At 73.9% G+C, this 12,828-nt stretch carries 11 protein-coding genes; 4 read left to right on the top strand and 7 right to left on the bottom strand.

The genetic code is table 11. From position 1 onward, the window contains the following. Positions 1 to 7: 7 nt before the first annotated feature. The 4 genes from WMF31_RS06815 to WMF31_RS06800 all read right to left on the bottom strand — a co-directional run bounded on the left by WMF31_RS06815 (position 8) and on the right by WMF31_RS06800 (position 3,641). Entirely contained in the window at positions 8 to 1,666 is a 1,659-nt protein-coding gene (locus tag WMF31_RS06815; protein WP_436601145.1) for a DUF2254 family protein, read from the bottom strand. Positions 1,667 to 1,726: 60 nt separating this feature from the next. Next, positions 1,727 to 2,785 (bottom strand): hypothetical protein, encoded by a 1,059-nt coding sequence (locus WMF31_RS06810; RefSeq protein ID WP_436601144.1) that lies wholly within the window; start codon positions 2,783 to 2,785, stop codon positions 1,727 to 1,729. A gap of 230 nt (positions 2,786 to 3,015) precedes the next feature. Next, the gene (locus tag WMF31_RS06805) at positions 3,016 to 3,360 is read right to left on the bottom strand and encodes a hypothetical protein (protein ID WP_436601143.1); all 345 of its coding nucleotides are present in this window, start codon (positions 3,358 to 3,360) and stop codon (positions 3,016 to 3,018) included. Next, a complete protein-coding gene (locus tag WMF31_RS06800; RefSeq protein ID WP_436601142.1) occupies positions 3,348 to 3,641 on the bottom strand; it encodes a hypothetical protein in 294 nt (97 codons plus the stop codon). Before WMF31_RS06800 ends, WMF31_RS06805 begins: the two co-directional genes overlap by 13 nt. 411 nt (positions 3,642 to 4,052) lie before the next feature. On the opposite strand from WMF31_RS06800, the gene WMF31_RS06795 reads away from it, so the two are divergent. The 3 genes from WMF31_RS06795 (at position 4,053) to WMF31_RS06785 (ending at position 7,342) form a co-directional block, all read left to right on the top strand. After that, positions 4,053 to 4,751 carry a tetratricopeptide repeat protein gene (locus WMF31_RS06795; RefSeq protein WP_436601141.1) on the top strand — a complete coding sequence of 233 codons (699 nt, stop codon included), beginning with the start codon at positions 4,053 to 4,055 and terminating at the stop codon, positions 4,749 to 4,751. 87 nt (positions 4,752 to 4,838) lie between these two features. After that, positions 4,839 to 6,254 (top strand): protein-disulfide reductase DsbD family protein, encoded by a 1,416-nt coding sequence (locus WMF31_RS06790; RefSeq protein ID WP_436601140.1) that lies wholly within the window; start codon positions 4,839 to 4,841, stop codon positions 6,252 to 6,254. Positions 6,255 to 6,394: 140 nt separating this feature from the next. Further along, positions 6,395 to 7,342 carry a hypothetical protein gene (locus tag WMF31_RS06785; protein ID WP_436601139.1) on the top strand — a complete coding sequence of 316 codons (948 nt, stop codon included), beginning with the start codon at positions 6,395 to 6,397 and terminating at the stop codon, positions 7,340 to 7,342. Between the two features lie 12 nt (positions 7,343 to 7,354). Here the strand turns inward: WMF31_RS06785 and WMF31_RS06780 are convergent, their stop codons facing one another. Genes WMF31_RS06780 through ribF form a run of 3 tightly spaced genes read right to left on the bottom strand, consistent with a single transcriptional unit; the run spans position 7,355 to position 11,594 of the window. After that, positions 7,355 to 8,362, bottom strand: coding sequence for a hypothetical protein (locus WMF31_RS06780; protein ID WP_436601138.1), 1,008 nt, complete (start codon positions 8,360 to 8,362; stop codon positions 7,355 to 7,357). Between the two features lie 56 nt (positions 8,363 to 8,418). After that, the gene (locus WMF31_RS06775) at positions 8,419 to 10,536 is read right to left on the bottom strand and encodes a tetratricopeptide repeat protein (RefSeq protein WP_436601137.1); all 2,118 of its coding nucleotides are present in this window, start codon (positions 10,534 to 10,536) and stop codon (positions 8,419 to 8,421) included. Positions 10,537 to 10,592: 56 nt separating this feature from the next. Continuing rightward, the gene (gene ribF / locus WMF31_RS06770; RefSeq protein ID WP_436601136.1) at positions 10,593 to 11,594 is read right to left on the bottom strand and encodes a riboflavin biosynthesis protein RibF; all 1,002 of its coding nucleotides are present in this window, start codon (positions 11,592 to 11,594) and stop codon (positions 10,593 to 10,595) included. A gap of 163 nt (positions 11,595 to 11,757) precedes the next feature. Between ribF and WMF31_RS06765 the strand changes: the two genes are divergently transcribed. Next, positions 11,758 to 12,702 carry a ribose-phosphate pyrophosphokinase gene (locus WMF31_RS06765; protein WP_436601135.1) on the top strand — a complete coding sequence of 315 codons (945 nt, stop codon included), beginning with the start codon at positions 11,758 to 11,760 and terminating at the stop codon, positions 12,700 to 12,702. Positions 12,703 to 12,828 lie beyond the last annotated feature (126 nt).

The raw sequence follows: 12,828 nt of genomic DNA, 5'->3' as shown, positions 1-12,828 counted from the left end.
GCGCAGCTCAGTCCTGGGTGTGCTCCTCGCGGATCGGCTCCCGCATGGTCGTCGCCGGGAACCACTCGAAGAAGCGGTGGATGAGCTGCCGCCGCTCCGGCTCGATGTACTCGAACACGGCGCCCCGGTCGTTGATCTCCCAGAACTCGTTGCTCGTCACGGCGAGGAGCTCCGCGCGGATCGAGCGCAGCCGGTCGGGCCGCTCGTCGCGCATGTCGCGGTAGATCTTCCGCGCGAGCGCCTCCTCCCCCTTCTGCAGGTAGTAGGTGGCGAGCTTGACCTGCGCCTTGCGGACGCCGCGGAGCGACGGCTCCTGCTGGTCGAGCTCGACCTCCTTGTCCACCTCGAGGAAGATCCGGAGCAGCTCGTCCCGCGCGGGGGCGTGGAGGTCGTAAGCGCGCTCGTTGATCACGCAGAGGTCGAAGGCGACCGTCTCGGTGACGAACGCGAGCCCCATCGCGTGCGCCGTCTGGGCGTAGTACTTGAAATATCTCGCGATATCGACGACCTGGTCCCCCCAGCCCGCCTTGAGCAGCTCCTCCGCGAGGTAGCGGTACTGGTTCAGGTTGTTGTAGGCCGCGGCGATGTCCTTCGCGTTGAGCGCCCTGCGCATGTAGGTGTTGAAGAACTTCACCACGACCGCGACGGCCGCCCGGTCGCCCGCGGCGATGGCGGTCTGGCCGATGTAGCGCGTGTCAATCGCGATGCGCGTGATGAGGTCCGGCATCGCGGTGAGCGCCTCGCGGTAGACCATCAGGAACTGGCGGAGCGCCTTGTACTCGAGCCAGGTCCGCGTGGCCGAGAGCTTGCCGAGCGCCTCGGCGTTCATGCTCACGAAGTCCGTGTCCCGGGCGAGGCGGTCGCGGATCTGGAACCAGCGCGGGTCGAGCGCCTTCTTGTTCGGCAGGTACGAGACGACGAGCTCCGACAGCGAGTCGACCGTCTTCGACGCGATCCCCTTGTCCTTCTGGTCGAGCGCGTTCAGCGCCACGTCGGCGAGCTGCTCCAGCGACGAGAGCGCCGCGACGCGCCGCTCGTCCACCTCGCCGTCGCTCTCCCCGCCCGCCGGGCGCAGCGCCTGCTCGACGCCGGTCTTCTTGATCCGCCCGACGACGTTGTCCGGCTCGAGGAAGTCGAACACGTACCCGAAGTAGGGCGCCATCATGAACAGGCACGCGGTGAGCAGCCCCATCGTGATGAGGACGCCGTGGTGGGGGACGAACGCGTGCTCGGTCGAGCCGCTCGCGCCGTCGCGGATCGAGAAGTTGACCCAGAGCGAGAACACCGCGCTGACGACGAAGAAGCCCATCACGAGCAGGTTCGTCCGGTCGCGGAAGAACATCTCGGTGATCCGCGGCGTGTACCGGTTCGCGGCGAGCTGCACGATGATGGAGGCGACCGTGATCACGATGCCGAGGATCGCCGCGATCACCTCGCCGATGCCGCCCATGACGTGCTCGGCGTCCCCCGGCGACATGTGCAGGAACACCTCCCAGAACGAGAGGCTCGCGTTCTGGTGCCGCACGAGGTCGATCAGGTAGACGACGCACAGGGCCGCCATGCTGACGCCCAGCAGGGACGACAGCGGCCGCAGCCAGAGGCGCACAGCGGCCGCGCCCGCGCCGCGCGGCTCCTCGGCGTCGCCTGCGGTCCGATCCCCCTTCATGACACGAACGCCGCTCGATCCACGCCCACCCTGGCACGCCCACGCCAGGCGGCGGCCCGGCTACTTCTTCTCCGAGGGGCTGTCGAGATCTTCCGCGAGGTAGCTGAGGATCACCTCGTCGAGCGACTTCTCGCTGATCAGGTCCTCGCCGAAGATGGAGGCGCCCTCCGACGGCCGGTTGGTGGCGAAGATGCTGGCCGGGCGCGACGCCGCGTAGCGGCCCGAGCCGGAGCCGCCCGAGAATTGCTCGATCTGGACGGCGGGCGCCGGGGTGACGGGCTGCTCCGGGTGCACGTTGCTGTAGACCCCCGCGCCCGAGGTCGCGGCCTCCGTCCGCCGCCCGATCACCGACGCGGGCGGCGGCGGCAGGTCCTGGATCTGCTGGAAGAACGGCGTCTGCGCCTCGGCCGCGGCGCGCTCCAGCGCGTCGAGATCCAGATCGATGGACGGCTCGGGCTTGATCTCCGCGGGCGCCGGACGCACGGCCCTGCCGGCCGGCGGGCTGGCCGCGTGCCCGCTGCCGAGCGCCTTTCGCGCCCCCGGCTCGGGCTCGAGCCGGGGGCGCGCGCCCTGCGCCGCGGGGGCCGGCTCGACCGCGGCGGCGCGAGGCGGCGGCCCCGGCGGCGCCACCCCGATCGGCGCCGCCGCGGGCCGGGCGGGCGCCGGGTGCCGCGGCGGCGGCGTCGGCGAGGCGGCGGCCTTCGGGCGCGGCGGCGGCTCGGGCGCGGCCGGCCGCGCGGCCGGGCTCGGCGTGCTGATCGGCTCGGGCGACGACGGCGCCGCCGGCCGCGCGGGCTTGCTCGGCTCGGGCGGCGCCGCGGCCGCGGGCGGGGCGGCGTTCTCGTCGAAGAGGTAGTCGAAGTGGCCGTCGCGCAGGGCGATGAACATCGCCTTGTGCTGCTCCTTCATCATGCCGCGCACCGTCTCCGCGAGCGATGCCTGGCCCACGTGCTCGGCGTACGAGGTCTTCGTGGTCTTGAGGATGCGGCCGCCGTCGGCGAAGAGGTGCGTGATGATGTGAGGATGGCGAATGCCGGAGTCCTCGGTCTGTATATGGAACAACCGACCCTTGTGCCGGACGTTGTTGTTGAAGCCGAGCAAAGGCGACGGGGCTTTCACGACGGGCAATCCGAGGCTGAGGAGGGGAGGAGAACGCGCCGGAGGGGAGCGCTCGCCACGGCCGAGACTATCACAGCGCGACGCGCCCGGAACGATTCGCAGCGCGCAACGTGTCCAGCACGTGAGGGGCCCATGTCGGAGCCGGTCGCCCGCCGGCCGCGCGCTCACCGCATTCGCCCGCCGGCCGCGCGCGCCCGCCGCATTCGCCCGCCGGCCGCGCCCTCACCGCATCACGGCAGGCAGCGTTCGAGGTCGTCCGCGCTGCCGGCCTCCAGGGCGCACGCCACCTCGGCCCGGGTGAGATCGGCCTCGCAGCGGGCGAATCCGCGCTCGCCTGCCGCGTTGCGCGCCAGCGCCTGCCGCTCGGCCACCATGGACGGAGCGGGCTCAGGCGTGGCCGCGCGCAGGACGAGCTCGACGTAGCGGTCGAGGAGCGCGGCGCACGCCTCGGGCGAGGGGCGCGGGGCGAGGCGGCGGAGCGCGGCGCGCCCCGCGACCACCCCGGCCACGAGCAGCACGATCGCGAGCGTCGCCAGCACGTCGACGCGCGTCGCGGGGCGCGCTACTCCAGGCACCGGTCGACCTGCTCCGGGGTCGTCGCCTGCCGCACGCACGCGAGCGCGGCGTCCGTGATGCGCCGGCCGACGCACCGGTCGATGAGCTCCTTGCCGCGGGCCTCCCGCACGGCCGCGGTGCGCTCCGCGACGATCTTCGGATCGACCACGTTCTGGGCCCGGAGCTCGATCTCCGCGCTGCGCTGGAAGATGGCCTCGCACTCGTCGCGGGTGGCGGGGTGCCCGCACCCCGACGCGGACACCAGGCCGCCGAGGCAGGCCAAGCACGAGGCGATCCACACGACGGAGCCTCGACCCGGGCCACCGGAGACGATGAAGGGAGGCGTCCTCCTCTGAAGGGAAGTCGAGCCAGGGCGGCAGCGCATGGCCGCGACGATGGCGCCACGTCCGGTGGGGCGCAACCAGGTCGAGCCGCGATCGAATGTGGAAAGGTCGTGTCCTGCTGGAACGCGTGTGCAGGTCTGGTAAGATTGCTTTCTGTGCGCAAAGCGAGCGGGCACGGGGAAAGCATGGGTGGCGCTCGATCCGTCCGTACGGGCACCGAGGGTGCGCGACGGCGCAAGAAATCGAAATCGACGCGCGCGGCTGCCGGGAGCGGAGGCGACGCCGGCCCGGGCGGGGCGCCACGAGAGAAACGGTCGAGCAACGCCGCCCGACGGCGCACGCCCGCGGCGGCGCTGAGCGCCGAGGAGATGCTGCGGCGCGCGCTGGGCGCGCCGACGCCGCGTTCCCGCGCGCTGTGGGCGCGGCGCGGCCTGTCGCTCCGGGGGCCGCTCGATCGGACGACGCAGGCGCTGCTGCTGCGGCAGCTCTACCTGGCGTACTTCGAGACGCGCCGCTTCGAGAGGGCGGCCGAGGTGGCGGAGCAGATCGTCGCGCTCGACGTGCTGCGCGACGTCGCCCACCAGGACGCGGCGCGGGCGAGGCAGGCGCTCGGCGATATCGAGGGGGCCGTGGGGCACCTCCGCCTCGCGGCGCGCACGGGGCCAGCGAGCCGCAGGGCGTTTCACTGGTGGACGCTGGGCAGCGTGTATCACCTGGCGCGCCGGTACGACGAGGCGATCGGCGCGCTCACGCGCGCGGCGCGCTGGGGCACGCGGGACAAGCCGCTCTACCAGGGGCACCTCGCCGTCGTGCAATGCGAGAGCGGCGCGACGGTGGAGGGGCTCGGCGCGCTCATCGACCGGCTCTCCGAGGTGCCGGCGGGCCAGGGCTACGGCCGGTTCGTCCTCGGGCAGATGGCCTACTTCGACCGGCGCTGGGACGAGGCCAGGAAATACCTGGAAGCTTTCGTGCAGCGCAGCACCTCGGGGCGCGCGGCGGTCGCGATCGCGCTCGGCGGCGAGATCGAGGCGGCGCGAAGGACGCTGGCGTCGCTCCCGAAGCGCTGACGCCGGCCTGCGCGGACGGCGGCGCGCGGCCCGAACGGACGGCCGCGCGCCGCACGACCGTACCGGCTTTGCTATAGAAACCCCGTGATGACCGCTTCGACCCGTCTCAAGAGACACGCCGGCGCCCTGCCGGCGGGATTCCGGCGCGGCGCGCGCTCCGGCGCGCAGCTCACGCTGGCCGCGCTGGCCGCGCTGGCCGTGCTCATGTCCCCGGCGGCGGCGCTGGCGAGCGAGCCGGCGGACCTGTTCACGCGCGGTCTCGAGGCGGGCCCGCTCTTCGCCGGGCTCGCCGCGCTCGCGGGCGGCCTGCTCACGTGCCTCACGCCCTGCGTGTACCCGATGATCGCGATCACGGTGAGCATCTTCGGCGCCCGGGAGGCGAAATCCCGGCGCGAGGCGATGCTGCTCTCGACGAGCTTCGTGCTCGGCATCGTCGTGCTCTTCACCGCGATGCTCGTGGTCGCGGCGCTCACCGGCAGCCTGTTCGGGAGCGTGCTCTCGAACCGATGGGTGATCGTCGGCATCGCGATGGTGTTCATCGCGCTCTCGCTGTCGATGTTCGGCGCGTTCGAAATGACGCTGCCCGACTCGCTGATGCAGCGGCTCTCCCAGGTCGGCGGCATCGGCTACGGCGGCGCCTTCCTGCTCGGGCTCGTGAGCGGCCTGGTCGCCGCACCGTGCACCGGGCCCGTCCTCACGGGCATCATTCTCTGGATCGGCAAGACCCAGAGCATCGGCCTCGGGGCGCTGGTCGGCGCCACGTTCTCCCTCGGGCTCGGGCTGCCGTTCTGGCTCGTCGGCACGTTCGCGGTCGCGCTGCCGAAGGGGGGCAAGTGGATGCTCGGCGTGAAGTCGTTCTTCGGGATCGTGATGCTGATCGTGGCGCTCTACTTCCTGAAGACGACGTTCCCGGCGCTGTCGGCGCTCGCGCAGCCCACGCCGCAGTTCATGGCCGTCATGGCCGGCCTGGTCGCGATCGGCCTGGCGCTCGGCGCGGTGCACCTGTCCTGGGACGACGGCGGCCTCGGGGTGAAGGCCCGCAAGGGGCTCGGGATCGCGCTCACGGTGACGTCCGGGTTCCTGCTCGTCGCGAGCCTGGACCTGCCGCGGCTCGCGTCGCCCGTCCCGGCGGCGGTGGCCGGCGAGGCCGGGGCGCGGCAGCTCACGTGGCTTCACGAGGAGCCCGTGGCGGTCACGAAGGCGCGAGCGGAGAAGCGCCCGCTGCTCGTGGACTTCACCGCGGAGTGGTGCGGCGCCTGCAAGCAGCTCGCGAAGGAGACCTTCTCGGATCCCCGTGTCATGGCCAAGGCGGCACACTTCGTCGCGGTGAAGGTCGACGCGACGGACGACGAGGATCCGCAGGTCGACGCGGTGATGAGCAAGTACAAGGTCGTCGGCCTGCCCACGGTGGTGATCTACGACTCCAGCGGGACCGAGCGGAAGCGCTTCAACGACTTCGTCGGCCCGGACGTGTTCCTCGCCGCGCTCGAGGGCATCCAGTAGCGCGGGCGCCCGGCGCGGGCGCCCCGCCGGCGCGCGGATTGCCTGGACGTCGCGGACCGGACATCGCGAGGAGGGCGCGCGCTTCATCCCCCCTCCCCGTTTGTCCCCTCCCCGTTCGCCCCCCTGCCGGTGAGGTCGCCATGAACATGCGCTCCGTCCTCTTCGCCGTCCTCGTGCTCTGCTCCCTGGTCCTCGCTGGCTGCGCGCCGGCGGCGCCGACCTCCGGCACCGTCGTCGTGGGGGTCACGAGCGAGCTCCGCGCCGGGATCGACATCGACCGCATGCGCGTGCTCCTGCGCGCCGGCGGCGAGGTGCGGGGCGACAGCGCGCTGACCCACGCGAGCGGACAGCTGTTCTTCCCGAAGGAGTTCATCTTCCGCGATCTCGCGGACGGGACGGCGGTGGAGATCACCCTGGAGGCGTTCGGGGCCGCCGACGCGGTGCGGCCGAGGCTCGTCCGCACCGCGTCCACCCGGGTGGTCGGCGGCAGCACGCTGCTGCTCCCCGTTCGCCTCGAGCAGGAGTGCGTCGTCCCGCCGGGGAACGATGCGTGCCCGGCCCCGCAGACCTGCATGGCCGGCGGGTGCAGCGCGCCCGACGTGGATCCCCGGCAGCTCGACCCGTACAGCGCCTCCTGGGCGGAGGAGGAGGTCGCCGGCGCGCCGGACCTCTGCAAGCCGAAGGACGCAGGCGAGCCTGTGGTGATCGTCGGCGAGGGGCAGGCCGACTACTTCCCGCTCGACGATCTCGACGAGGTCCAGGTGGAGGCTGGGCCGCAGGGCGGGTACCACATCTTCGTCGCCATCCGGCTCAAGAACCTCCGCCGGTCCGGCTCGATCACCGTGGTCGGCGGCACCGTGCCCGAGCTGGGGCACACGCTCGACCCGCTCCGGGTGATCTTCACCTTCGACGAGGACGAAGGCGGCTTCTGCAAGCTCGCAGGGCTGCGGTTCCGGCTGGACAGCAGGGAGGTAGGCATCGACGCGCTGCTTGGAAAGGTCGTGGAGGTCGACGTGACGGTCACCGATAGCGAGGGGGACACGGGGACCGGCAAGCGCAAGGTGACGCTCTCGCGGACCATCCTGTAGCCCGAGGCGCCCTCACTCGCGCGCGGCCCGGTGGCGCGTCATCCAGCCTCCGGTGAGCAGGTCGAGCGACGCTTCGGCCTCGAGCGCCGCCAGCGTCGCGTCGCGGAGCTCGTCGGGGCTCCCGCCCGGGTCCGCCGAGCGCGCGACGGCGCGCTGCCAGGCGAAGAGCAGCTCGAGCACGCGCGCCGTGAGCTTGGTCTGCAGCTCCGCGCGCTCGCGGCGGAGGCGCTCGAGCGCGATCTCCTCGTCGGCGAAGAGCACGCGGTCGAGCCGCCAGGTCGCGCGCGCCTCGAGCCAGAGGCTCGTGCCGCCGGAGGCGGTGCGGCGCGCCGGATCGTACTCCGTGGGGGCCAGCTTCTCGTCCTCGTCGACGAGGCGCGAGACGCGGAGCCGGAGCTCTGGCAGGAGCGACGCGGACCGGGCGCGCGACGCGATCGCGTCGACGCGCGCCCCGGGATCGAGCAGGCGCGCCTGCCGGAGCGCCGCCTCGACGGCCGCGCGGGCCATCTCCGGCGTGACCCGGACCGGCAGCGGGAGCGGCGGCTCGACCTCGGCGGGCGGCGCGGGAGGCGGCACGTCCGGGGGCTCGAGCGACGGCGCCGCGCGGGCCGGGTGCGCGGCCGCGGGCGCCGGTTTCAGCCGAGGCGACTCGGCTTCGGCGGCGACGGCGCGGAGCGAGGATGCGCCGGGGGAGCGAGGCAGCGCGCCGCGGCGGAGCTCGCGATCGGCGAGCCGCTCCAGCGGAATGCTCGCGAGCAGCATGCCGCTGAGGGAGCGCTCGCCCCCGCCGAGCTGCGAGATCCCGAGCTGGAGCGCGACCCAGAGCGGTTGCGCGCGCCCGGGGACAGCGGCCCAGAGCTCATGGGGCGCGGCGTCGAGGCGGCCTCCGCGCGGGTCGAGCGCCGTGGGGTCGTCGTCCAGGGGGAGCTCGGCGCGGGCCCGCGATGCGGACAGGGCGCAGGCGAGCGCGCAGGCGAGGAGGAGGGTGGAGCGTCCGGTGGTGCGGTGGTTCGGTCTCACGCGAGCTGGGTCGACCGCCGTGCGTCGCCAGTTGCGTGCGACGCGGGCCGCCTCGCTCAGCGAGCCGAGGGCGGCGGGCGCTTCCGGCCGGTGAAGCTGCGCCAGAGCTCACCGCCACCTTCCGGGGGCCGCGGGCGCTCGGCGTGCGGCCGCAGGGCCTCGCTGCCAGGGGACTGGCCGCTGCGCCAGCCCTCGCCGCCCGGCCGCACGAGCTCGCTGGCGCCCCCGCCCGGCCGCACGAGCTCGCTGGCGCCCCCGCCCGGCCGCACGAGCTCGCTGGCACCGCCGCGTGTCGCCGCGACCGCCTGCGCGATCTGCTCCGGGGTCGGCACCGTGCCGGATGGGAAGCGTGGCGGCTCCATCCGCGAGGGGACGGGTGCCGACGCCGAGGAGGCGGGCGCCGGCGCCGCAGGCGCGGGCGCCGCGACGAGCATCGGCGCGCCCGCCTCGGGTAAGGGACCGCTGCCCGCGGCAGGCGCGACCGGCTCGGGTTCGCCGCTCGCGGCGGGTGCGGCGCCGCTGCCCGCGGCAGGCGCGACCGGCTCGGGTTCGCCGCTCGCGGCGGGTGCGGCGCCGCTGCCCGCGGCAGGCGCGACCGGCTCGGGTTCGCCGCTCGCGGCGGGTGCGGCGCCGCTGCCCGCGGCAGGCGCGACCGGCTCGGGCGCGGGCTCGCGGCTTGCCGCAGGCGCAGGGCGGATGCTTTCGGCCGCGACGACCGCATCGAGGGCCGCGCCGCGCCCCTCGGCCGTCACGCTCGGAGCCGGCACGGGCGCGCTCACGACGTCTGCGCTCGCAGCGCGCGCGACAGCGGCGGGCTCCGCCCCGGCGTCGCCCGCACCGGAAGGTGGCCCGTGCGCCGCGGGCGCGTCGGACGCGACCGATACCGAGGAGGGCGCCTCGCCGGCGTCTCCATCGGAGCGCGGCACCGCATCGCGCTGCGCGGTGACGGCGTCGCTCACCGCGCTCTCTCCCGGGAGCGCCGGCGCGGCGGCAGGCACCTCCGGGGACGGCCCCGGGGCGACCGGCAGCGCGCGGGGCGCAGCGACCTCGAGGCCCACCGCGAACGGCTCGAACGACTCGCCCGAGAGCCACCCCGTGCTCATCCGGAGGTTCGCGCCGGAGGGGATGTCGCGCACGAACATGTCCCCGAAGAGCGCATCGATGGCGAGGTCCCGCTGCGCGACCACGGGCCTCTCCCAGCTCGGGAGCACCGCGACCACGCGGATCACGAGCTGCCCGTCCGGGCGGCGCGCGCGCGCTCGCGCGAGCGTCCTGGGGCGCACCTCCCAGTAGAGGTAGAGCGTCTCCGGATCGACCGCGAGGCCGACGATCTCGTCGAGATCGTACCTCGCCGGCAGCTCCTCTCGCTCGTCCAGCGAGGCCGCCGCGAGGCTCATCGCCGCGCTCGCGACGCCGCCTTCCGCCACGGGCGACGCCTGCTCTGGAGCGTCCGCGGGCGGCGGCTGCACCGGCGACGCGCCGTCCGGAGGCGCGGGCGCCGCCTCGGGACGGCCATCCTCGCCTGCGGATGCCCCGGCGAGCGGCTCGCCGGGGCCGGCCTCCGCCGCGCCCTCGACGCCGGCCTCCTCCGCCTCCGCGCCCGCCTCCGCCGCGCCCTCGACGCCGGCCTCCGCCGCGCCCTCGACGCCGGCCTCCTCCGCCTCCGCGCCCGCCTCCGCCGCGCCCTCGACGCCGGCCTCCTCCGCCTCTGCGCCGGCGTCCTCCGCGCGCTCCCCCTGCGCGCGCTGCGCCTCCTCGATCAGCCGCGCGCGGAGCTGCCTGGCCTCCTCGTCCTGCGGCGCGCGCGCGAGGATCTCGTCGAGCACCGCGACGGCGCGCTCCGCGTGCCCCTGGGCCGCGTAGATCTCGGCGAGCGTGGTGGTGGGCAGCGGCGGCGGCGGCGATGGCCGAGGCTCCGGCGGGGGCGCCTCGCGCTGCGGTCGCGCCGCCTCCGGCAGGTGCAGCCCCCGCTCGACCACGCGCGAGAGAAGATCGCGCGCGCGCCCGAGGAAGCCGCGCACGCGCGCCCGCTCCGGCTCGCTCTGCGCAGCGCGCGCCAGGATCTCGTCGACGAGCTCGGCCTTCGTGAGCACGCGCGGCCGCGGCACCCCGAGCCCCTCGGCGCGCGCTATCAGCTCCTCCCGCGTCAGCCTGTCGAGCTCCCGCCGCTCCATCGCGGCCGACGCTACCATATCCGATGCGCGCTCACCGCCGGGCGGCGCCCGCTCCGTCAGCGGAAGGCGCCCCCCGCCGTCGGGTCCGGGGTGAGCGGCGCCAGCCGCGCGCGCGCGGCCTCGGCGTCGCGCGCGATCTGCGCCTTGAGCTCCGGGAGGCCCGAGAACCGCCGCTCCTCGCGCAGCCGGGCGATCAAGTGCACGCGCAGCGCCGCGCCGTAGAGATCCTCGTCGACGTCGAAGAGGTGCACCTCCAGGTTCGGCCGCGCCTGCCTCGAGGGCTCGACGGTCGGCCGCACGCCCAGGTTCGCGACGCCCCTCGCCAGCGCGATCGCGCGGCCCGACGAGGTCACCCGGTCGACCAGCGTCGCGTAGACGCCGAACGGCGGCAGCGCCTCCTCGATCGCGTCGAGGTTGCAGGTGGGAAAGCCGATCGTCCTGCCCCGCTTCGCGCCCTGGGCCACGACGCCGGACAGCATGTGCGGGCGGGACAGCATGCGCTCGGCCGACTCGAGATCCCCGCGCGCGACGGCCTCGCGGACGCGGGTGCTCGACCAGGGCCCCTCGGCGTCGCCGACGAGCGGGTGTGATCGCGTCTCGAAGCCGAGCGCCTCGCCGAGCCGCCCGAGCGTCGCGAAATCGCCGGCGCGCCCGCGGCCGAACCGGAAGTTCGCGCCGACCAGGACGACGCGCGCCGCGAGCCGATCGAGCAGCGCGCGCCGGACGAACTCCTCGGGCGTCTGGGCCGCGAACGCGCGATCGAACGTCATCACGTCGACCCGGACCGACGGCTGCGCACGCTGGATGAGCTCGATCTTGCGCGGCAGCGCCGTCAGCGTCGCCGGCGGCGTGCGACCCAGGGTGATCGCCGGGTGGGGCGAGAAGGTGAGCGCCACCGGCTCGAGCCCGCGACGCCCCGCGTCCAGCGCCGCGTCGGCGAGCAGCGCCTGGTGCCCCCGGTGGACGCCGTCGAAGTTGCCGATGATCACGAGGCTGCCCCGCGGCCCGGCCGCGACGCTCCCGTCCCGTCCGCTCGCGGCGGCAGTGAAATACTCCACAGACGCTACCTAACCTGAAGCACCGCCCGGCGAAAAGCGGGTGAACAGCGAAGCCGACCGGCACGATACACCTGTCCAGCCAGGCGATCGATGTACGAGCTGCTTGACGGGTCCACGTCTGACTGATAGAGCCGCGCTCCCAAAACCGGCCTGGAGGCGCGCCGTGTTCAAGAGAGTCAGTATCTTCTCCGGCAACGCCAATTTCGCGCTTACCCAGGAAATCTGTCAGGTTCTCGAGCAACCGATGGGGAAGTCGCGCGTGTCGCGCTTCTCGGACGGGGAGACGTTCTGCGTCATCCAGGAAAACGTCCGAGGCGTCGACACGTACGTTGTGCAGCCGACTTGCTCGCCGGTGAACGACAGCGTGATGGAGCTCCTGATCATGGTCGACGCGCTCCGCCGCGCGTCGGCCGGGTCGATCACGGCGGTCATCCCTTATTACGGCTACGCCCGGCAAGATCGGAAGGTCGCGCCGCGGACGCCGATCACCTCGAAGCTCGTCGCCGATCTCATCGTCGCGGCCGGGGTGAACCGGATCGTGGCGCTCGACCTGCACGCCGGGCAGATCCAGGGCTTCTTCAACATCCCGTTCGACCACCTGTTCGCGATGCCGGCGCTGCTCGAGCATCACCTGCGCGAGCACTACGGCAAGGACGTGGTCATCGTGTCGCCGGACGCCGGCGGCGTGGAGCGGGCGCGCGCCTACTCGAAGCGCCTCCAGGGCACGCTCGCGATCATCGACAAGCGCCGCGAGCGGGCGAACGAGAGCGAGGTCATGAACATCATCGGCGAGGTGGCCGGCAAGCAGTGCCTCATCCTCGACGATCTCATCGACACCGCGGGCACCCTGGTCAACGCCGCCAACGCCCTGATGAAGCAGGGCGCGAAGAGCGTCGCGGCCTGCGCGACGCACCCGGTCCTGTCCGGCCCGGCGGTCGAGCGCATCAAGGACTCTCCCCTCACCGAGGTGGTCGTGACGAACTCGGTCCCGCTCTCGGACGAGGCGAAGGCCTCCGGCAAGTTCAAGGTCGTCTCGGTGGCGCGGCTGCTCGCCGAGGCGATCCGTCGCATCCATCACTCGGACTCGGTGAGCTCGCTCTTCGTCTGATCGGCTGCGCGCGTCCGGCGGTACGGCACGGCGGCGGCGAAGGTCGCCCCCGCGCCCCCGCCACAAAATGCGCCCAGCGACGACGAAGGCTCGACTCGCTCGTCTCTTCTCTGCTATAGCGCCGCA

Source organism: Sorangium sp. So ce1036 (assembly GCF_051369805.1).
In the GTDB taxonomy this organism is placed as follows: Bacteria; Myxococcota_A; Polyangia; order Polyangiales; family Polyangiaceae; genus Sorangium; species Sorangium cellulosum_F.
Note: the sequence above shows the minus strand (reverse complement) of the source record. Positions and strands in the feature narration are given on the sequence as shown.